General features: G+C 71.1%; 17 protein-coding genes and 1 tRNA gene. 13 read left to right on the top strand and 5 right to left on the bottom strand.

Annotated elements, in window-relative coordinates; genetic code table 11:
* Nucleotides 1–43: 43 nt before the first annotated feature.
* On the bottom strand, nt 44–1588 hold the full coding sequence (locus tag OHT77_RS22600) for a PP2C family protein-serine/threonine phosphatase (protein WP_328834308.1): 1545 nt from the start codon (nt 1586–1588) through the stop codon (nt 44–46).
* Between the two features lie 457 nt (nt 1589–2045).
* Between OHT77_RS22600 and OHT77_RS22595 the strand changes: the two genes are divergently transcribed.
* Both OHT77_RS22595 and OHT77_RS22590 read left to right on the top strand, forming a co-directional pair.
* Nucleotides 2046–2711: a bifunctional DNA primase/polymerase gene (locus OHT77_RS22595; RefSeq protein ID WP_266770541.1), complete on the top strand. Its 666-nt coding sequence runs from the start codon at nt 2046–2048 to the stop codon at nt 2709–2711.
* 95 nt (nt 2712–2806) lie between these two features.
* Nucleotides 2807–3397 (top strand): hypothetical protein, encoded by a 591-nt coding sequence (locus OHT77_RS22590; RefSeq protein WP_328830327.1) that lies wholly within the window; start codon nt 2807–2809, stop codon nt 3395–3397.
* A gap of 244 nt (nt 3398–3641) precedes the next feature.
* On the opposite strand, the gene OHT77_RS22585 is transcribed toward OHT77_RS22590, so the two are convergent.
* From OHT77_RS22585 to OHT77_RS22575, 3 genes are all read right to left on the bottom strand, one after another.
* On the bottom strand, nt 3642–4631 hold the full coding sequence (locus OHT77_RS22585; protein ID WP_328830326.1) for a DUF5926 family protein: 990 nt from the start codon (nt 4629–4631) through the stop codon (nt 3642–3644).
* Between the two features lie 753 nt (nt 4632–5384).
* Nucleotides 5385–5936, bottom strand: a complete 552-nt coding sequence (locus OHT77_RS22580) for an ATP-binding protein (protein WP_401323551.1) — start codon at nt 5934–5936, stop codon at nt 5385–5387.
* Between the two features lie 230 nt (nt 5937–6166).
* Nucleotides 6167–7009 carry a glycerophosphodiester phosphodiesterase gene (locus OHT77_RS22575; protein ID WP_328830325.1) on the bottom strand — a complete coding sequence of 281 codons (843 nt, stop codon included), beginning with the start codon at nt 7007–7009 and terminating at the stop codon, nt 6167–6169.
* A 305-nt stretch (nt 7010–7314) separates the two neighbouring features.
* Between OHT77_RS22575 and OHT77_RS22570 the strand changes: the two genes are divergently transcribed.
* The 3 genes from OHT77_RS22570 (at nt 7315) to OHT77_RS22560 (ending at nt 10130) form a co-directional block, all read left to right on the top strand.
* Nucleotides 7315–8868, top strand: a complete 1554-nt coding sequence (locus tag OHT77_RS22570; RefSeq protein WP_328830324.1) for a S1C family serine protease — start codon at nt 7315–7317, stop codon at nt 8866–8868.
* A gap of 216 nt (nt 8869–9084) precedes the next feature.
* Nucleotides 9085–9948: a GNAT family N-acetyltransferase gene (locus OHT77_RS22565; protein ID WP_328830323.1), complete on the top strand. Its 864-nt coding sequence runs from the start codon at nt 9085–9087 to the stop codon at nt 9946–9948.
* 95 nt (nt 9949–10043) lie between these two features.
* A tRNA-Ser gene (locus tag OHT77_RS22560) sits at nt 10044–10130 on the top strand.
* A 76-nt stretch (nt 10131–10206) separates the two neighbouring features.
* Here OHT77_RS22560 and OHT77_RS22555 read toward each other — a convergent pair.
* On the bottom strand, nt 10207–11079 hold the full coding sequence (locus tag OHT77_RS22555) for a bifunctional DNA primase/polymerase (protein WP_328830322.1): 873 nt from the start codon (nt 11077–11079) through the stop codon (nt 10207–10209).
* A 357-nt stretch (nt 11080–11436) separates the two neighbouring features.
* On the opposite strand from OHT77_RS22555, the gene OHT77_RS22550 reads away from it, so the two are divergent.
* The 8 genes from OHT77_RS22550 to OHT77_RS22515 all read left to right on the top strand — a co-directional run bounded on the left by OHT77_RS22550 (nt 11437) and on the right by OHT77_RS22515 (nt 20588).
* A complete protein-coding gene (locus OHT77_RS22550) occupies nt 11437–11748 on the top strand; it encodes a hypothetical protein (RefSeq protein WP_328830321.1) in 312 nt (103 codons plus the stop codon).
* Between the two features lie 242 nt (nt 11749–11990).
* The gene (locus tag OHT77_RS22545) at nt 11991–13253 is read left to right on the top strand and encodes an acyl-CoA dehydrogenase family protein (protein ID WP_328830320.1); all 1263 of its coding nucleotides are present in this window, start codon (nt 11991–11993) and stop codon (nt 13251–13253) included.
* A gap of 92 nt (nt 13254–13345) precedes the next feature.
* Nucleotides 13346–14323, top strand: coding sequence for a bifunctional MaoC family dehydratase N-terminal/OB-fold nucleic acid binding domain-containing protein (locus OHT77_RS22540; protein WP_328834306.1), 978 nt, complete (start codon nt 13346–13348; stop codon nt 14321–14323).
* A 1-nt stretch (nt 14324) separates the two neighbouring features.
* Nucleotides 14325–15509 (top strand): acyl-CoA dehydrogenase family protein, encoded by a 1185-nt coding sequence (locus OHT77_RS22535; RefSeq protein ID WP_328830319.1) that lies wholly within the window; start codon nt 14325–14327, stop codon nt 15507–15509.
* 44 nt (nt 15510–15553) lie between these two features.
* Nucleotides 15554–15991, top strand: a complete 438-nt coding sequence (locus tag OHT77_RS22530) for a MaoC family dehydratase (RefSeq protein WP_328834305.1) — start codon at nt 15554–15556, stop codon at nt 15989–15991.
* Complete coding sequence (locus OHT77_RS22525; RefSeq protein ID WP_328830318.1) at nt 15988–17160, top strand: lipid-transfer protein; 1173 nt, start codon at nt 15988–15990, stop codon at nt 17158–17160. Before OHT77_RS22530 ends, OHT77_RS22525 begins: the two co-directional genes overlap by 4 nt.
* Before the next feature lie 968 nt (nt 17161–18128).
* Entirely contained in the window at nt 18129–18632 is a 504-nt protein-coding gene (locus tag OHT77_RS22520; RefSeq protein ID WP_328834304.1) for a SigE family RNA polymerase sigma factor, read from the top strand.
* 279 nt (nt 18633–18911) lie between these two features.
* Nucleotides 18912–20588, top strand: coding sequence for a long-chain fatty acid--CoA ligase (locus tag OHT77_RS22515; protein ID WP_328830317.1), 1677 nt, complete (start codon nt 18912–18914; stop codon nt 20586–20588).
* Nucleotides 20589–20752: the final 164 nt, after the last annotated feature.

Raw genomic sequence — 20752 nt, 5'->3', positions numbered from 1 at the left:
GGGTCCAGGGCCGTATGGCCTGTTACACATGGCGTCCGGACGACTACTCGAAACGGGCTGCCAGGAGGACGACGTCCTCGTCGCTGTCGGCCGTGTCGAGGCCCTCCGGGAGCACGGTCCGCAGGACGTGGTCGGCGATCTGGGCCGGGTCCTCGCGCAGCGCCCTGGGGACGCTGGCGGCCGCCGCGTGCAGGCGCGCGAAGGCGCGGTCCATGGGGTCGCCGGTGCGGTGCAGCAGGCCGTCCGTGTAGAGCAGAACCGTCTCGCCGGGCTCCGCCTCCAGCTCCACGCTCGGCGCCTCCCAGCAGGCCAGCATGCCCAGGGGCGCGGACACCGAGGTCTCCACGAACTCCGTGCGCCGCTCGCCGACCAGGAGGGGCGGGCTGTGTCCGGCGCCGGCCAGGGTGATCTTGCGCAGCGCGGGCTCGCAGTAGGCGAACAGGGCGGTGGCCGAGCGGGCGGGCTCGGTGAGTCTCAGGAGCAGTTCGAGGTCGGACAGGACCGCGACCGGGTCCTCGCCCTCCATCACGGCGTACGCCCGCAGGGACGCGCGGAGCCGGCCCATCGCGGCGATGGCGCTCGGCCCGGAACCGGTCACCGAGCCGACCGCGAGCCCGAGCGCGGCATCGGGCAGCGGCAGCGCGTCGTACCAGTCGCCGCCGCCGCGCGGACCTGTGCGGTGCAGCGCGGCGAGCTGCACACCGGCCACGCGGGGGAGCCGGGACGGCAGCAGCTCCTCGGCGATGGTCGCCACGCACGCGCGCGTGCGCTCGACTTCCAGCACGCGGGCGAGGTGCTCGGTGGCGTACCGGGCGTACAGGCCGACGAGGTGCCGCTGCCGCTCGACCGGCTCGGCGGGCTCGTCGTACAGCCACACGGCGGCCCCGAGACGCCCGGCCGCGTCGGTCGCCAGGGGCAGCGCGTAGCTCGCCGCGTAGCCCAGTCGTACGGCGACCTCGCGGTGGCGCGGGTCGAGGGCGTCCTCGGCGAACAGGTCCGGGTGCACGATCTCGCCGCCCTCGCCGCCGGGCACGCCGTCGAGGATCTGGCCGTACGACATCGCCCCGCGCGGGACCGTCTCGATGTGGCCGAGGTCGGAGCGGGCGAGGCCGAGGCCGATGGTGGTGTGGGGGCCGAGTCCGTCGCCGGGCTCCAGGACGACGAGTCCGCGGCGGGCGCCCACCAGGGCGGCTCCGGCGCGCAGCAGCTCCTGGAGGGCCTCGTCGAGTGCGTCCGTGCGTGCCAGGCGCTCCGTGAGTTCATGGAGGGTCGTGAGATCGGAGACCCACCCGGCGAGCCGGTCCTGGAGCAGGGCACCTGGCGCGTTCGGCGCGGTTTCCGGCGTGTTCCGGGTGTTCGGGGAGGGGCTCGGAGGGGTACCGGTGGCGGCAGGCGCGGGCGCGACAGTGTGTGCGGGCGAGGGAACCGTTGAATCGATTCCGGCCACTTTCGGAGGGTGAGGGGCGTTCATGGCGTCCGGCTTTCCGACCGGTGCGTATTGCTCAAAAGCATCGCAAACCCCCATGTCATTCTGCGCCGCAAGCAGTGTCTCCACATGTACACGCACTCGTGAGGGGATGTCCAGCATTGTCCTGCTGGGATTCCTGGTGTCCATGGGTTTACCGGGGGTATTTTGTTCTCCCCTTGCGGATTGGCTAAGTTGGCTTAAAACTGCATCAGGGGACGGTCCATTGCGGTCGACTGGGCTTGCTCGACGGAGCGTCACAGCGGTCGTGATGGGTACGTACTCGGAGAAGACCAGGGGTGGCGGGGGCCACCCGGAACCTGGTGAGGGACCCGGGCGTCTTAACCACCGACGATCGTGCCCCATCCTCCCGTGGCGGAGGCGGAGAGAAATACGCGGGACGGCAAACGCCATACTTCGCCACCCCCACGCCACGCCCACGCTTTTCAGCACGTACGGGCTCCCCTTGCCGAAGGCAGGGGTGTGATGCGCCAACAGGTACGCACAGTGAAGTGATCGACACATGGTGTGATGTGGTCCTCGGTGTTGCCAGCGGTGCAACGGAAAGGAACGAGCGCTCATGCGCGAGATCCTCGGAAAGCGACGCAGGCTCCTGTCCAGGCGAGACAACAGGAGGTCTGAGATGCTCAGCGCGGCCCTGACCTTCGCGACGGAATGGCAATGGCCCGTACTCCCGGGCGTGGCACCGGATCCTCAGGGCCGGGCCCGCTGCGGCTGTCCGGACCCCGAGTGCACGGTGCCCGGAGCACATCCCTTCGACCCAGGCCTCCTCGCGGCCACCACCGACGCCCGCATGGTGCGCTGGTGGTGGGGCAACCGGCCCGCGGCCCCGATCGTCCTCGCCACCGGCGACAAGGCTCCCTGCGCGGTCAGCCTGCCCGCACCCGCCGCCGCCCGCGCCCTGGCCGCGCTCGACAGCCAGGGCATGCGCCTCGGCCCGGTCGTCGCCGCGCCCACCCGCTGGTCGCTGCTCGTCAAGCCGTACTCCCTGGAGCAGCTGGGCGAGCTGCTCTACGCCAAGGACCACGTCCCCGGCTCGCTCCGCTTCCACGGCGAGGGCGGCTACCTCGCCCTGCCGCCCTCCGAGACCGGCCAGGGCCAGATCCGCTGGGAGCGTGCACCACTGCCCGGCTCCTCCTCGCCCTGGGTCCCCGATGTCGAGGCCGTGGTGGACGCCGTGGTCGAGGCCCTCACTCGTACGGGTGTGAGCGCCCCCGAGTTGTAGGGGTGTCGGGCGCGCGCGGAACGTGACGCCCGTGGTTGGTCGTTATCTTCCGACACATGCTGCGTCATTCCGGGGGACGACCCCCAGACCCCCGAATGGTTCGTCTGCTCGCCCTCGCGGGCGTCGCGGTGTGCGCGGTCGCGCTGCCGCTGGCCGTGGCGTCCGCGGGACCCGTACGCGACGAGGGGCACGCGGTCGTACGCTCCCTGGTCCGCGGCCCGGGCTCCTCGGATGCCTCGGATCCGTCCGGCGCCTCGGACCCCTCCGCTGGCGACGCCAAGGCGCCGTCCGCCGCGCCCTCGCCCGGCCGCTCCCCGCTGACACTCGGCCTGGGACTGGCCACGGCGGCCCGCTGCGGACCCGAACTCTCCTCCCCCGACGGCATCGAGGCGCAGACCTGTGTCATGACGCAGGGTGAGGACACCTGGGCGCGCACCTACTACCGGAACGCGACCGGCGACGACCTGGACGCGGTGCTGAGCCTCATGGGCCCAGGAGACCGCACCGTGCAGATGCACTGCGTCGTGGAGGCCGAGGACGAGCCCGCGCTGTGCGAGACGCCCCGGGAGCGGACGCGGGGCGAACTGGCGGGCTACACGGCCGTCGCGGAGTTCGCCGGGCGGGGCGGGAGCGGGCCGCTGTTGCTGCGCTCGGGGAGCAACTCCTCGTCGCCTACGGCGAGTTGACGGACGGCGTCGTTCCGTAAACAGCGGCCGGGCATGAAAAGACCCGGTTGCTGGCGACGGGGGATGCACCAGCAACCGGGCTACTCGAACGGTAACAAGAGATCGGCGGTTCGCAAATTCGATCTCGGCTATTCGGACACCGACTTCCCTTTCACAACGGGGAGTTGTGACAGGAGTCACCGGAGTGAACAGGCCTGTTGCGACTGAACGGCCGTTCAGTCGAACCCCTGCTCCCTTCCGGGTGTCAGCTCAGCGTGACCTGCCGGTTGGTGAGACCGCCCCGCGCGCGGCGCTCGTCCGGGGTGAGCGGGGCGTCCGTGGCCAGAGCGGCGGTGAGACGCTCGGCGAACTCGGCGGCCGGCTTCTCGATGTCGTCCGCGCCGAGCCCGCTCGGGAGGTCCCACACGGGCACGGTGAGACCGTGAGCACGGAAGGATCCCACGAGACGGGTGCCCTCGCCGAGACCCGAGCGGCCCGCCGCGTGCAGCCGGGCGAGTCCGTCCAGAAGCTGCTCCTCCGGGTACGGCATGACCCAGCGCAGATGGTTCTTGTCCGGGGTCTCGCACCAGTACGCGGCGTCCACGCCCTGGAGCTTCACGGTCGGGATGGCGGCGGCGTTCGCGCGCTCCAGGGAGGCGGTCACCTCCGGCGACGCGTTCTCCGCCTCCGGGACCCAGAACTCGAAGCCCGGGTGCACAACTGGCTCGAACGTGCCTTCCGGGTCGAGCAGATCCTGCAGTCGCGGACCGTCGGCCGGGGCGCGGCGGGCCTGCACCGGAGTGCCGGGCTCGGCGGTCAGCGCGCGCTGGAGGGTGTCGGCGAGGTCGCGGCTGATGTCGCCGGAGGCCGTGTCGTTCTGCAGGCCCAGCAGCACCGAGCCGTCGTCCCGGCGGAGGGCCGGCCAGGCCATCGGCAGCACCGTGGCGAGGGTGACCGACGGGACGCCCTCGGGGAGGCCGCCCTTCAGGGGCAGCGCGACCGTGGCCGCGGGGACCAGCTCGCGCAGGGCCACCCAGTCGCCCTCGCCGGGCAGGCCGTCGAAGGGGCGCTGGACCAGCTCGGTCACCGCGTGGGCGGCGGCGCGGCCGTGGCAGGCCTTGTAGCGGCGGCCGCTGCCGCAGGGGCAGGGCTCGCGGGCACCGACGACCGGAAAGTCTCCATCAGCGCCCGCGGCGCGGGCCCCGTCGCTGGGCTGCGGCCGCTTGGCCGTGGTCTGGGGGCGCTTCTTGGCCATCGTGGGTGTCTCCCGGTTACGGCTCGTCTCGTACGGGCGGGAGCCTAGCCGTTCACGCCATGACCGACGGGAGCCTGTGGACAACCCGGCGGCACGGAACGGTGGGCTGGGGACGACACGCGGGTGGTGCGGGGTGGTGTCGGCCGGGGGGTGCGGGTGTGGGCCGGGGTGGGGTCCGGTGTCGGCTGGTGGGTGTCGGTGTGGTGCGGGGTGGGGTCCGGTGTCGGCTGGTGGGTGTCGGTGTGGTGCGGGGTGGGGTCCGGTGTCGGCTGGTGGGTGTCGGTGTGGTGCGGGGTGGGGTCCGGTGTCGGCTGGTGGGTGTCGGTGTGGTGCGGGGTGGGGTCCGGTGTCGGCTGGTGGGTGTCGGTGTGGTGCGGGGTGGGGTCCGGTGTCGGCTGGTGGGTGTCGGTGTGGTGCGGGGTGGGGTCCGGTGTCGGCCGGTGGGTGTCGGTGTGGTGCGGGGTCCGGTGCCGACCGGTGGGTGTTGGTGTCGGCCGGGATGCGGACCGGTGTCGACCGATGCGGACCGATGGGGATCACCGGCGACCCGTGCGTGCTTGTGCCGACCGATGTGGGTCGGCGTGGACCGGCGTGGTCTTGCATGGACCTGCGCGGACCGATGTGGACGTGTGTGGCCCGGAGCGGACCGGTGTGGACCTGTGGGGTCCGGAGCGGTCCGGCGTGGACCTGTGCGGTCTGGCGTGGACCTGTGTGATGCGGAGTGGACCGGCGTAGTCCGAATGGGACCCGCGTTCAGTCCAGGTCGTCGAACGCGTCCGCGAACTCCAGCCGAGGGACGGCGGAGACGGTGGGCGCGGTGACGCGCGTAGCGAAGTCGTCGCGGCGGTGCCCGGCATCCGGATCATGAACGTCGTCGTGCACGACGACCCACACCGTGACCTCGCCCCGGGTGTCGTCCCGGACACCCCAGTCGTCGGCCAGCGCCGTGATGATGTTGAGTCCGCGCCCGCCGTGCGCCGTCACCGACGGGGTGGCCGGAGCCGGGCGGGTCGGCCCGCCGCCGTCCGTCACCTCGACCGTGAGCCGCCCGCCGGTCTCCACGCGCCAGGCGCACCGGACGTCACCGTCACCGACCGGGGCGTCGCCCAGGGGCCGGCCGTGCTTGCACGCATTGCTCAGAAGTTCGGAAAGGATCAGTACGGCATCGTCGATGACCGCTTCCGACACACCGCCCGTGCGCAACTGGTCGCGCATGCGATGTCTTGCTTCCCCCACGCCCGCAGGACCATGGGTTACGGCCATGCTCGACGACGTGGGCACCTCCTGTGCCACCACCAACGCCACCCCCGAGACCTCCTTCGCCCCACGCCACGGTGTGGATGCCCCATTGGCCTGTACCGGAAACCGGCCAATCCACGTTCAGTGACGCATTCGCAGCGATCGAACACGGACCGAACGCGCCGGAGCACTCCCTGTAAGCGAGTGGCTTGTTTTCGATGGTGTGGCCGAGTTCGGAGGATGGTGCAGGTGAGGTGCCCGGGTCAAGGGGTGTTTGACGGTCTTTATGAGGTTGTTCAGAGTTCGCGGCCGAGCTGGCTCAGAACAGCCCGCGGCCGGTTGGTGATGATGGCGTCAATGCCCAGGTCAACGCAGAGATCGACGTCCTCGGGCTCGTTGACCGTCCACACGTGCACCTGGTGACCGGCGTTTTTCAGCCGCTCGATATACGCAGGGTGATTACGCACGATGCGGATCGAGGGGCCTGCGATCCGGACACCGGCCGGAAGTCGACCGTCCCTCAGGCGGGGCGAGAGGAACTGCAGCAGGTAGACCGTGGGCAGCGTCGGGGAGGCGGCCCGCACCCGGTGCAGCGAGCGCGCCGAGAAGCTCATGACCCGTACCGGGGAGTCGGCGGCGCTGGCCGGGGCGTCCAGGCCGAAGCGCTTCAGGAGCACCAGCAGCCGTTCCTCGACCTGGCCCGCCCAGCGCGTCGGATGTTTCGTCTCGATGGCCAGCTCCACCCGCCGGCCCGCGTCCGCGACCAGTTCGAGCAGCCGCTCCAGCGTGAGGACGGAGGTGTCCCCGCGGTCCTCTGGGAGGTGCTCCCAGTCGGGCTCCTCGTCGCGCGTCTTCCAGGAGTCGCGGCTGTCGCGGGCCTTCCAGGACCCGAAGTCGAGGGCGGCCAGGTCGGCGAGCTCCAGCGCGGAGACCGCGCCGCGTCCGTTCGACGTCCGGTTCACGCGGCGGTCGTGGACGCAGACGAGATGGCCGTCGGCGGTCAGCCGTACATCGCATTCGAGGGCGTCCGCACCGTCCTCGATCGCCTTCTTGTAGGCGGCCAGGGTGTGCTCGGGGGCCTCTTCGGAGGCTCCGCGATGGGCGACGACTTGGATCCGGTGCTGCCGTGCGAGGGTCACCGCGTCATGGTGCCACCGCGACGGGGAAGGCGTGGAACCGAAGGGCCGTAGGGGGGTCGCGGGGAGGCCTGCAGGAGGGGTCGCGGACGGCTCGTAGCGAGTATGTCGTTTTAGTCCGACAGATCCCTTATAAAGGTTCGCCATGAACCCACAGGCACCGCTTATGGTGCTCTGACGGCCGGTGGGAAAAGCTGACGGCATACAAAAGCACATGCACAGCTGTTTCGCGCCGGACCGATCGACAAGCGTGAAGAGTGTGACCGCATGCTTCCGAGAACAACAGCCGTGGACCGAGGAGAAGAGCTGTGAGCACCGAGAACGAGGGCACTGAGGTACCCCCGGCCCCGTCTGCACCTCCCGTGCCGGTGGAATCTCCCGCAGCTTCCCCGCAGGCGGCCGCGCCCGAAGGGGGCGCGCCCACCACGCAGCTCCCGCCGGTGCCTCCGGGCGCCCCGCGGGACACGCCGCCCGCCGGCCCCGCGCCGGCGTACGCCGCCACGCCCCCGCAGGGCACGGGATCCGCTCCCGACGCCGCCTGGCCGCCCCCGCCGCCCGCCACCCCGGCGTACGCCGACAGTGGCGCGGGCACGGGCGCGTACGGCGGCGAGGGCGTCGGCGGATACGGCGGTGACGCGGCCGGCGGTGGATACGGCGGCTACGGAGGTGACGGCTCCGGAGCCGGTGGCGGCTGGGGCACGCCGTACCAGCAGCAGCCCGCGCCCAAGAAGTCCGGCGGCGGACGCGGTGGCCTGATCGCCGCGGTGCTGATCGCCGCGCTGGTCGCCGGCGGCCTGGGCGGTGGCCTCGGCTACACCCTGGCCAAGGACAACGACAACAACAGCAACTCCACCACCGTCTCCGCCGACACCGGCAGCAGCGCCTCCGTGAAGCGTGACCCGGGCACGGTGGCGGGCGTCGCCGCCAAGGCGCTGCCCAGCACGGTGACCATCGAGGCCGAGAGCACCAGCGGCGAGGGCGGCACGGGCACGGGCTTCGTGTTCGACACCCAGGGCCACATCGTCACCAACAACCACGTCGTCGCCGACGCGGTCGACGGCGGCAAGCTCACGGCGACCTTCCCGGACGGCAAGAAGTACGACGCCGAGATCGTCGGGCACGCGCAGGGCTACGACGTCGCGGTCATCAAGCTGAAGAACGCCCCCAACAACCTCAAGCCGCTCGCCCTCGGCGACTCGGACAAGATCGCCGTAGGCGACGAGACCATCGCGATCGGCGCCCCCTTCGGGCTGTCGAACACGGTGACCACGGGCATCATCAGCGCCAAGAACCGCCCGGTGGCCTCCAGCGACGGCAGCTCCAGCAGCAAGGCGTCCTACATGAGCGCCCTGCAGACCGACGCCTCGATCAACCCCGGCAACTCGGGTGGCCCGCTGCTCGACGCGCAGGGCTCGGTCATCGGCATCAACTCCGCGATCCAGTCGACCAGCAGCGGCGGCCTCGGCTCCACCAGCCAGTCCGGTTCGATCGGCCTGGGCTTCGCCATCCCGATCAACCAGGCGAAGTACGTCGCCCAGCAGCTGATCAAGACCGGCAAGCCGGTGTACGCCAAGATCGGCGCCTCCGTCTCCCTGGAGGACAGCAGCTCCGGGGCGACGATCACCGCCGAGGGCGTCAGCGGCGCCTCCTCGGTCGAGGCCGGCGGCCCCGCGGCCAAGGCGGGCCTCAAGGCCGGCGACGTCATCACCAAGCTCGACGACTCGGTGATCGACAGCGGCCCGACCCTCATCGGCGAGATCTGGACCCACAAGCCGGGCGACAAGGTGACGATCACCTACAAGCGCGGCGGTTCGGAGCACACGACCGAACTGACCCTGGGCTCGCGGGTCGGCGACAGCTGACCTGACGTCACACGATCAACGGGCGGGCCGGGCAAGGGAATCCTTGCCCGGCCCGGTCGTTTTTCGGCCTCCACGCGTGCGTGCGTCACGACGGGTCTCCACGCGTGCGTGGACACGGCGATCAGGCCGAAACCCTCAACGGCGTTTCACCGACGGCGCGTTGAGGACATCACGGATACCGACCCGAGGAGCCCCACGCCCGCGAAATCATGAACCATGCGACCGGACGACTGGCATCTCACCGAAGACCTGGACGACTTCCTCGCCGAAGCCGGCGACTTCCTGCGCTCGCGACCCGCCCTGCACACCCAGCAGTTGACGGTGACGGAGAAGCTGCGCACGCGCGGTCCGGCCGAACACGGCGCCCAGGCAACGCTGTTCGGCCGCCTGGAACGAGCGGGAAAGGTCGAGGCCACGTTCTATCGCCTCCCGTCCCGCGGTCTGGCCCCCACCGCCCTCACCCCCGGACTGGCCGACACCCTCGCCGCGCGTCTGTCGGACCTCGGGCACGAGCTTCCCTACGTCACGGCGGACGAGGAGACCGCCACCGTGTTCGCCGAGGCCTGGCAACGGCACACAGGCGTGACGCCGGTCTTCCGCACCAGGCTCCACCTGTACCGCCTCGGGACGCTCACCCCGCAGGAGCCGATCCCGGAGGGGCACGGCCGGGTCGCGGGAGCGGAGGACCACGACCAAGTAGTCCACTGGTGCCACGAGTTCGCCACCGCGGTGAACGAGGTCCTCCCGGACACCTGGGCCGAAACCCGCTTCGCGGACAAGCACTTCACCTTCTGGGAGACCCCGGACGGCACCCCGGTCTCCATCGCGGGCGCGACCGCGAAGATCGGCGGCATGGTCCGCGTGGACCCCGTGTACACCCCGGCCCACCTCCGGGGCCGTGGCTACGCGGGCGCCGTGACGGCCGAGGTCACCCGAGCCGCACTGGCCACGGGCGCGACGGACGTCGTCCTCTTCACGGACCCGGGCAACCCCACCAGCAACGCCCTCTACCAACGCCTCGGCTACGTCCGCATCACCGACTGGGCGGTCTACGACTTCCCGACCGCGCAGCCTCGGTAACCGCCCACCCCGCCCGCCGAAGCCGGACCACGACCCCGCGCGCGCCCCGGGCCCGGTACGCTGTACCCGCTCCGTCCCTGGTGGGCGTGTGCGCAGGTGGGTTGCCCGAGCGGCCTAAGGGAACGGTCTTGAAAACCGTCGTGGCAGCGATGTCACCGTGGGTTCAAATCCCACACCCACCGCACTGCCCGTAAGGGGCGTCCTCCATTGAGGGCGCCCCTTACGCGTGTCCGCCCCCGCGTGCACAGGGGAGCCGTCTCACGGCCGATGCCGCGTCATCCGGGCCGCCGACGCGATCGTCGCCCGGGCCTCCCGTTCCGTCAGTCCCGTGCCTACGGCCGCCTCGACCAGGGGGTCCACCAGTGCGGGGCCGATGTCGTTCTCGTAGGCGCGGCAGGCCGCCCAGAAGAGGCGGGTGTTGCGTTGGCCTTCGTGGGCTGCGAGGACGAACTGGACCAGGCCCTGGCCGTGTTGGCCGGTCGACGCCGGTGTGGGGTGGGTGCTGCGGGGCGGCGGCAGCAGGAGGCGCAGGAGCGAGGGCGGGCAGGGCGCGGGGGCGAGGTGGGCGGTGGCCGGTGCGGCGCCGTAGAGGCCGTGGTCGGTGCGGGAGCCGGGGCCGACGAGGTAGCCGCCCGCGCCGCGGATGTCGATGCCGGGGGCGAGCCGGCCCGCGGAGTTGGGGACGACCACGTCGGGCGGGCCGCTGAGCCAGAGGTGACGGCCGCCGCTGGGGGTCAGGACGACGACGGTCTCGGGGATCGTGAACAGGTGGCGCAGGGCGAGTTCGCGCAGCGCGGACGAGGAGTCGGTACCGGACTTGGTGTCGAGGTCGATGCCGATCAGGTGGTACGGCGGCAGTCCGCACGCGATGCCGTAGCCGGTGGCCCAAGGCGCGGCGGCGAACAGTTCGCGGATGCGCGCCGGGTCGGTCGAGGCGTCGTACACCCCGTGGCCCATGCGTCCGCACGCGCCGTGACAGATCGGGCCCGCCGGGTCGGGGTCGTCGCGGTGGGGGGAGCGCAGGGCCGGGAGCTTGGTGCGGGACAGGGGGATCACGGCCAGTCCGCGTTCGGCGGCTGACAGGGCGTGTGCGAGGGCCAGCGTCGTGGCCTGCCGGTCGGTGGTGGCCATGGCTCCATGTTCGTACGCATGTTCGAAAAAAGGAAGAGGCAGCGGCGCCGACTCGCCGGGCCGGGCAGAAAGGCCGGAAATCTGGCGGAACGCTTCACCTCTTGGGGCGCCTGGGGCGGACTGTCCGTACTGCACCGAACTGCGGCTTCAGGGCGGCTGAGGGGGTTTATCGACTTGTCATCACGCTTCAGGGGGAATAACCCCTTCCGCTCTGGTTCGCCGGGGATGCGGTGGGCAACTCTGGTTCCGCGACGTCGTGCACCACACCGAGGCGGTCGGCCAACTGCCCTGGTAGAAGCCGTACTTCATGTGCGTTCGGCTACGAAGCCGGTACGTACCTTGTTCTGGAGGAACAACATGGCAAGCATCCGTACCGCCCGCGTCATCGCCGCCGTCTCCGCCCTCCCGCTGGCAGCCGCCCTCTTCACCGGCGTCGCGACGGCGGACAACGGCGCCATCGCGGGCAACGGATCGAACGCGGGTGTGGCGACCGTCAGCGGCAGCGGGGTCGGGCACGACAACAAGGGCAACTCGTCCACCACACAGCAGCAGGCGGTCGGCTCCGGAGCCTCGAACCAGAGCAACACCGCCCAGGTCAACGGGTCCGCGTTCACCGCCATCAACCAGGGAAACTCGAACGTCGCCGTCAACTTCGCCAACTTCTGGTAGCCGAGCCCCGCTTCCGCGTGGGGATGCGCGGGGGTGCGTGAGGTGTGCTCTCTGGGGTTGTAACGCGTCTGCGCGGTGGCACTTCGGTGCCGCCGCGCAGGCGTTTTTCGTGCTCCACGCGTGCGTGCCCGCCGATGGAGCACCTGGGGTGGGGCGGCCGCGGGTAACGACCTTGACAGTGCACGGTATCTGACGGACAGTCAGAAACCCTCGTCCGTACGACGCCCCGGAGGTCCGCCGTCGTGCACCTCGCCCCCACCGAACGCCAGCGGCGACTGCGCGCCGAACTCCGCACGTACTTCGCCGCGTTGATGCCGGACGGCCCACCCGGAGCGGACGACCCCGAGGGCCAGCGAGCGTTGCTGCGCCAGATTGGCGCCGACGGCTGGCTCGGGCTCGGCTGGCCGGTCGAGTACGGCGGTCAAGGGCGGGGCGCGGACGAGCAGTTCGTGTTCTTCGACGAGGCCTACCGGGCGGGCGCGCCCGTGTCGATGGTCACCCTGAACACCGTCGGACCGACCCTCATGAAGTACGGCAGCGAGGAACAGAAGGCCGCGTTCCTGCCGGGCATCCTGCGCGGCGAAATCGTCTTCGCGATCGGCTACAGCGAGCCGTCGGCCGGCACGGACCTCGCGTCCCTGCGCACGCGCGCGGTACGGCGGCCACCGGAGACGGAGACGGAGGGCGAGGCGGAGGCGGAGGGGGACGTTGGTGGAGACGCAGGTGGCGATGCGGGTGGAGGCGCGGGTGGCTGGCTGATCGACGGGCAGAAGATCTTCACCTCCAACGCCCACAACGCCGACTGGATCTGGCTCGCCTGCCGCACCGACCCCGAGGCGCCCAAGCACCGCGGCATCTCGATCATCCTCGTCCCGACCGACGCCCCCGGCTTCTCGTGGACCCCGATCGAGACGGTCGGCGGGCAGCGCACGACGGCCACGTACTACGACGGGGTCCGGGTCCCCGCCGGCCACCTCGTCGGCGCGGAGAACGAGGGCTGGTCCCTCATCACCAACCAGCTCAACCACGAGCGGGTCGCCCTCGCCGCGATCGGAATGCAGGCCGAGAAGTTCTACGCCGCCGTCCTCACCGCCGCCCGCACGCCCGATCGGGTGACGGGGCGGCGCCGGGTTGACGAGCCGTGGGTGCGGTCACAGCTGGCCGAGGCACATGCCCGACTGGCGGCAACGCGCCTGCTCAGCTGGCGTCTGGTGGGTGATGTCGGGGCCGGCCGGCTGGCGCCCGGCGACGCGAGCGGCGTGAAAGTCGTGGGAACCGAATCGACGGTGGCGGTGTACCGAATATGTCAGCACATCGCCGGGACGGACGGGCCGACGGGGCTGGCGGGGATGGTGCGTTCGGGCTCACCGGGTGTGTTCGGTGACGGCGAGCTGGAGCGGTTGAACAGGGCGGCACAGATCAACACGTTCGGGGGCGGGGTGAGCGAGGTGCAGCGGGAGATCGTCGCGACGATGCGGCTCGGGATGACGAGGGGGCGGCGGTGACGGGAGAGTCGGGGGTGAGCGGTGGCTCGGGGGCGCCGGTGACAGGTGAGTCGGGGGCGGCTGAGGCGGGCGAGTCGCGGGTGCGCGGGGGCCTGGAGGCCGCGGCGAAGGGTGAGTCGGGGGCGAGTGATGAGCTGGGCGCGCGGCTCAAGGCGTTCGAGGGTCGGGCGGCGTCTGTGACGGGCAAGGGTAAGGACCTCGTCAACGAGCCGATGATCCGGCACTGGTGCGAGGCCATGGGCGACACCGACCCGGCGTACACGGGCCCGGACGCCATCGCCCCGCCCACCATGCTCCAGGCCTGGACGATGGGCGGCCTCTCCGGCCACACGGGACGGGCGGGGGCCCATGACGAGCTGTTCGACCTCCTCGACGAGGCGGGCTGCACGTCCGTGGTCGCCACCGACTGCGAGCAGGAGTATCTACGGCCCCTGCGCCTGGGAGACGAGGTCGGCTTCGACACGGTGATCGAGTCGGTGTCGGACCGCAAGACGACGAAGCTGGGCACGGGATACTTCGTCACGACGCGCACGGACGTCCGGGTGGGCCAGGACCTCGTCGGCACCCACCGCTTCCGCATCCTCAAGTACGCCCCAGCACGACAGAAAGAGGCACCGAAGGGAACCCGCGCGCGGCGACCCCGACCCGTCGTCAACCGGGACAACGCCGGCTTCTGGGAGGGCGTGGAGCGCCACCAACTCCTCATCCAGCGCTGCACGGACTGCGGAACACTCCGTCACCCCTGGCTGCCGGGCTGCAACGCCTGCGGCGGCCTGGACTGGGACACGGTCGAGGCGAGCGGCGAGGGCACGGTCTATTCGTACGTGGTGATGCACCACCCGCCGTTCCCCGCCTTCGACCCTCCCTACGCGGTCGGCCTGATCGAACTGGCCGAGGGGGTGCGGATCGTGAGCAATGTGGTGGGGGTGCCGTACGACAAGGTGCGCATCGGGCTGCCGGTGCGGCTCGAATTCCGGCGGTACGACGAACCGGACGGGGACGACGAGGGCGGTCCGCTGGTGCTCCCTGTCTTCAGGGTGCTGGAAGACCGAGCGGGCGGGGTGGGCTGACATGGACTTCACGCCTACGGAGGAGCAGGCGGCGGCGCGTGATCTGGCGGCCCGGATCTTCGGCGACCTCGCGACACCGGAGCGGCTCGCGGCGGCCGGGACGGGGAGCGACCCCGAGTTGTGGAAGGCCCTGTGTGCGGCCGGACTGGTGAGCGCCGTCGAGGAGTTGGGGTTGCTCGGGCTCGTTCTCCTCCTGGAGGAGCAGGGGCGGACCACGGCCCAGGTGCCCTTCGCGTCGACCTGTGTGTACGGGCTGCTGGCGGTGGCGGCGCATGGTTCGCCTGAGCAGCGGACGCGGTTGTTGCCGGGGATCGGGGACGGTTCGGTGGTGGTGTGCGGGGCGGTTTCGGGCCAGGGGGGTGCGCGGGCGCGGGCGGCACGGGGTGAGCGTGACGGGGATGGGGACGGGGACGGGGATCAACGGGCTTTCGCACAGGGTGAGTTGAGCGGGACGGTCCCCGTTGTGCCCTGGCTGCGGGATGCCACGCACGTGCTTGTTGCCGACGAGCAGCAGGGGTTGTGGTTGGCGCCGGTCACGGATGCCGTGGGGGTCGAGGCGGTTGAGTTGACGGCGCCTTGGGCGGCGGGGCGGTTGACGCTGGAGGGGGCGCCGGCGGAACGGCTCGGTGCGGCGGGCGTCGACGACGGTGCCGAAGCCCAGCAGTCCCACTCTCGCCCTCCAACCCCAACCCCAACTCCCTCTCCCTACGCCGACGTTCTGGCCACCGCGCGAACTGCCTTCGCCGGGTTGCAGGCCGGGGTGGGGGCCGGGTCGCTCGCCCGGGCTGTGGCTCATGTGAATGCCCGGGAGCAGTTCGGGCGCCCGTTGGCCACGCGGCAGGCGGTTCAACTCCGGGCGGCCGACGCGCACATGGACATCGAAGCGATGCGGGTGACGGCGTACGAGGCGGCCTGGCGACGGGATGCGGGGTTGCCGTACGCCACGCATGCGCTGACCGCCGCCTGGTGGGCGTCCGAGGCGGGTCAGCGTGTCGTCCACACGGGTCAGCATCTGCACGGCGGGGCGGGGGCCGATCTGGACCATCCGGTGCATCGGCACTTTTTGTGGGGGCGGCAGTTGGACGCGTATCTGGGTGGCGGGGGTGAAGTGCTCCAGGAACTGGGGGAGTTGATCGTGAGCGAGGAGGAGGAAAAGGAGAAGGAGCGGGAGGTGGGCGAGGGATGACTGCGGAAGCGAAGTCGGTGCGGTCCGCGAAGGCGGTGAGGTCCGTGCAGCCGGGGGACGAACTGCCTCCGCTGGAGATCGAGATCACCCGGACCCTGATCGTGGCCGGTGCCATCGCGTCCCGGGACTACCAGGATGTGCATCACGACGCGGAGTTGGCCCGGCGGAAGGGCTCGCCCGACATCTTCATGAACATCCTGACGACGAACGGGCTGGTCGGCCGGTACATCACGGACCACTTCGGACCGGGGGCCACGCTCCGCAAGGTGGCGATACGGCTCGGGGCGCCCAACTACCCGGGCGACACGATGGTGTTGACCGGCAGGGTCGAGGAGGTGGACGGCGACACGGCGACGGTGCGGGTACTGGGGGCGAACGGCATCGGCAGCCATGTGACCGGCACCGTGACGGTGACCGTGCCGACCGCGTCGACCGCATCGACCGCACCTGTCGTACCCGCTGCATCGGGGGAGGCCGGATGAGCGCGAGGACGCGGGACGCCCTCGGCGGGCGGGCGGCGATCGTCGGGATCGGGGCGACGGAGTTCTCCAAGGACTCGGGGCGCAGCGAGTTGCGGCTGGCGGTGGAGGCGGTGCGGGCAGCGTTGGACGACGCGGGGCTGACGCCGGCGGACGTGGACGGGATGGTGACGTTCACGATGGACACCAACCCGGAGATCACCGTGGCCCAGGCGTGCGGGATCGGTGAGCTGTCGTTCTTCTCGCGGGTGCACTACGGGGGTGGCGCGGCCTGCGCGACGGTTCAGCAGGCGGCGCTGGCGGTGGCGACGGGGGTCGCGGAGGTGGTGGTCTGCTACCGCGCCTTCAACGAGCGGTCGGGACGGAGATTCGGCTCCGGGGTGACGCACCGGGAGCCGTCGGCGGAGGGTGCGGCGCTGGGGTGGTCGCTGCCGTTCGGGCTGCTGACGCCGGCGTCGTGGGTGGCGATGGCGGCGCAGCGGTATCTGCACAGGTACGGGCTGACGCCGGAGGTGTTCGGGCGGGTGGCGGTGGTGGACCGGAAGTACGCGGCGACGAACCCGGCGGCGTACTTCCACGGCAGACCGATCACGCTCGCCGAGCACGCGGCCTCGCGGTGGATCGTGGAGCCGTTGCGGTTGCTGGACTGCTGTCAGGAGACGGACGGGGCCCAGGCGATCGTCGTCACGTCGGTCGAGCGGGCCTGCGACCTGCCGCGTCCGCCCGCGGTCATCGCGGCGGCGGCGCAGGGTGCGGGGCGGGCGCAGGAGCAGATGACCAGCTTCTACCGGGACGATCTGAGCGGCCTGCCGGAGATGGGCGTGGTCGCGCGGCAGTTGTGGCGGACGGCGGGGTGCGGGCCGGGGGACATGGACGTGGCGATCCTGTACGACCACTTCACGCCGTTCGTGCTGATGCAGCTGGAGGAGTTCGGGTTCTGCGGGAGGGGGGAGGCGGCGGATTTCGTCGGGGAGGAACGCTTGCCGATCAACACGCATGGGGGGCAGCTCGGGGAGGCGTACCTCCACGGCATGAACGGAATCGCGGAGGGCGTCCGCCAGGTGAGAGGCACTGCCGTGAACCAGATACCGGGGGCGGAGCGAGTTCTGGTGACTGCGGGGACGGGGGTGCCTACGTCGGGGTTGGTGCTGACGGAGCTTGGGGGCTTGTGACGCCGGGTGGTTTGGGGGCGGCTTCTGTTGTTCGGGGGGTGCGTGCGACTTCGGGTGCCTCAGCAGCAGCTCCGGTCGGTTTGGGGGCGCCGGCGCCGGCTACCCCGGCTGGGTCGGCCGCAGCCCCACCCGCTCTTGCGGCGCCGGTGAGTCCGGTCGGTTCGGCAGCGGTTCCGGTCGGCTTGAGGGTGGCTTCTACGGTGCCTGCGACCCCGGCGGACTTGGCGGCAGCCTGTGCCGACCTCGCGACCCGGTGACTTTCACAGGCCTGGCGTCCTCGATGCCGTCCACCGTGCCCGTAGCCCCGGCGGTTTCCACCGGGCCCGCGACCCCGGTGACCTCTACAACCCCTACCCGTCTCGCAACCCCGGCGCCTTCCCGCACCCCCACAGCCCCGGCTGCACTCACAACCCCGGACGTCCTCACAACCCCGGCCGCCCTCACAACCCCGGCCGCCCTCACGACCTCGGCCGTCCTCACGACCCCGGACGTCCTCACAACCCCCGCTGCCTCAAGAACCCCTACCGCCAACCACCCTTACCGACCCCGACGCCCCCACACCCCCTACCTCGGACGGGTGAGCCCCCAGGGGTAAACCCGCAGTAGCTGTTAGTCGCTCGTCCACCTTCAGGAGGTGGAGTCAGCCCCACCCCTACAACCTGAGGCGGAGTTCGCTTCGGGACCTGCGGGCGATCCGCGAGTGTGGGGGTCACTCATAGCGTGGAGCCATGACCACAGCAGTCTGCACCAGCGCGCCGAACGCCTCCGCAAGGGCCGCCGCCGGAGCCACCACCCGGCCTTCGACCCGGCCTGCCCCGGGTCCGGCCGCAAGGCCTGCCTCGCGGGCCGCCGCACGGGCCACGCAGACCCGGGCCGCCCAGACCCAGGCCCAGTCCGCCCAGGCCGCTCAGGCTTCCCAGCCTCAGGGCGTTCAGCCGCACGCCGGGCGGGGGCAGGCTCAGGGGCAGATGCTCACGTACCCGTCGTTCGCGTCGTACATGAGGGCCAGGCAGCCGGTGCTGCTGCGCACCGCGCGGTCGCTGACGGCGAACCCGTGCGACGCCGAGGATCTGCTGCAGACCGCGTTGACCAAGACGTATGTCGCCTGGGAGCGGATCGAGGACCACCGGGCGCTGGACGGTTATGTGCGCCGGGCGCTGCTGAACACGCGGACCTCGCAGTGGCGTAAGCGCAAGGTGGACGAGTTCGCGTGCGACGAGTTGCCCGAGCCGGAGACGGTCGGCGGCGCGGAGGACCCCGCCGAGCAGCAGGCGTTGCACGACGCGATGTGGCGGGCGATCGCGAAGTTGCCGGAGCGGCAGCGGGCGATGGTGGTCCTGAGGTACTACGAGGACCTCAGCGAGGTCCAGACGGCCGAGGTCCTCGGGGTGTCCGTGGGCACGGTGAAGTCGGCGGTGTCGCGAGCGCTGGGCAAGCTGCGTGAGGACCCTGAGCTGGGCGTGGTGCGGTAGCGGGCCCTGGTTGAAGGCGGGGCGCCGGACCCAGCTGCGTGAGGCCCCGGGCCGGACGCGGTGCGAGAGCAGCACCAACCCCCGCGTCCCCCCAGCCCAGCCGCCACGAAACCCAGTCCCCACCAAACCCAGCCCCCACCAGGGCGTCCCCCCCCAGCCCCCACCAGGGCGACCCCCACCCCCAACCCACCCAACGTGACGTGATCGATCGCCCAGCCCTAGTGACATACCGTGCGGTATGTGCGCAGAATCAGCGCAACCCTTACTACCGCGTAGGCAATGTCGCCCCGGGAGGACGCCGTGCTGAGCACGATGCAGGACGTACCGCTGCTGATCTCCAGGATCCTGACCCACGGGTCCACGGTTCATGGAACATCGCAGGTGATCAGCTGGACCGGTGAGGGGGAGCCGGAGCGCCGTTCCTTCAAGGAGATCGGTGACCGGTCGGCTCAGCTGGCGCACGCGCTCCGGGAGGATCTCGGGGTCGTGGACGGGGAGCGTACGGCGACGCTCATGTGGAACAACGCCGTCCACGTCGAGGCGTACTTCGCGATCCCCGCCATGGGCGCGGTGCTGCACACGCTCAACCTCCGTCTGCCGGCGGAGCAACTGGCGTGGATCGTCCATCACGCGGCGGACCGGGTGATCATCGTCAACGGTTCCCTGGTCCCGTTGCTCGCGCCGCTCCTGCCCCACCTCAAGACGGTCGAGCACGTCGTCGTGTCCGGGCCGGGTGATCGCACGCCTCTCGACGGCGTCGACGTCCGTGTGCACGAGTACGAGGACCTCATCGCCGGCAAGCCGACCACGTACGACTGGCCCGAGCTGGACGAACGTCAGGCCGCCGCGATGTGTTACACCTCCGGCACCACGGGCGACCCCAAGGGCGTGGTGTTCAGCCACCGTTCGATCTACCTGCATTCCATGCAGGTCAACATGACCCAGTCGATGGGGCTCACGGACCAGGACACCTCGCTGGTCGTCGTGCCCCAGTTCCACGTCAACGCGTGGGGGTTGCCGCACGCCACCTTCATGACCGGCGTGAACATGCTGATGCCGGACCGCTTCCTGCAGCCCGCCCCGCTGGCCGAGATGATCGAGACCCAGCGCCCCACGCACGCGGCGGCCGTCCCCACCATCTGGCAGGGTCTCCTCGGCGAACTCACCGCCCGGCCCCGCGATGTCTCCTCCCTCACCCAGGTCACCATCGGCGGTTCGGCCTGCCCGCCCGCGCTCATGGCCGCCTTCGACGAGCTCGGCATGCGGGTCTGCCACGCCTGGGGCATGACCGAGACCTCCCCGCTCGGCACGGTCTCGCGTCCGCCGGCCGAGGCGGTCGGCACCGACCGGGAGTGGGAGTACCGGCTGACTCAGGGCCGTTTCCCGGCGAGCGTCGAGGCCCGGCTGTCCGGCCCCGGCGGCGAACGGCTGCCCTGGGACGGCGAGTCGGCGGGCGAGCTGGAGGTGCGCGGACCGTGGATCGCCGGCGCGTACTACAACGGCCCCGACGCCGAACCCCTGCGCCCCGCCGACAAGTTCAGCGAGGACGGCTGGCTCAAGACGGGTGACGTCGGCACCATCTCCCCCGACGGTTTCCTCACCCTCACCGACCGTGCCAAGGACGTCATCAAGTCCGGCGGCGAGTGGATCTCCTCCGTCGACCTGGAGAACGCCCTGATGTCCCACCCGGACGTCACCGAGGCCGCGGTGGTCGCCGTACCGGACGAGAAGTGGGGCGAGCGGCCGCTGGCGACCGTGGTCCTCCGCGAGGGGTCCACCGCTGACTTCACCTCCCTGCGCGCGTTCCTCGCCGAGGAGGGGAAGATCGCCAAGTGGCAGCTTCCCGAACGCTGGACGATCATCGAGTCCGTCCCGAAGACCAGCGTCGGCAAGTTCGACAAGAAGGTACTGCGCAGGCGCTACGCAGACGGCGACCTGGACGTCACCCAGCTCTGACCCCGCGTACAGGTTCACGCCCATCAGGCTGATCACGCCGGTCACGCCGGTCACGCCGATCCGCCGGGCAGGGCGCCCCACGGCCCCTGCCCGGTGTACGGCCACGTCATCGTCGTAGAAGAAGAACCCACCACCTTGCAGCCGAAGGTCTCACCGCCGCGCAG

This window comes from Streptomyces sp. NBC_00252 (genome assembly GCF_036187565.1).
Classification (GTDB): domain Bacteria; phylum Actinomycetota; class Actinomycetes; order Streptomycetales; family Streptomycetaceae; genus Streptomyces.
This window is presented reverse-complemented; position numbering and strand designations above follow the sequence as displayed.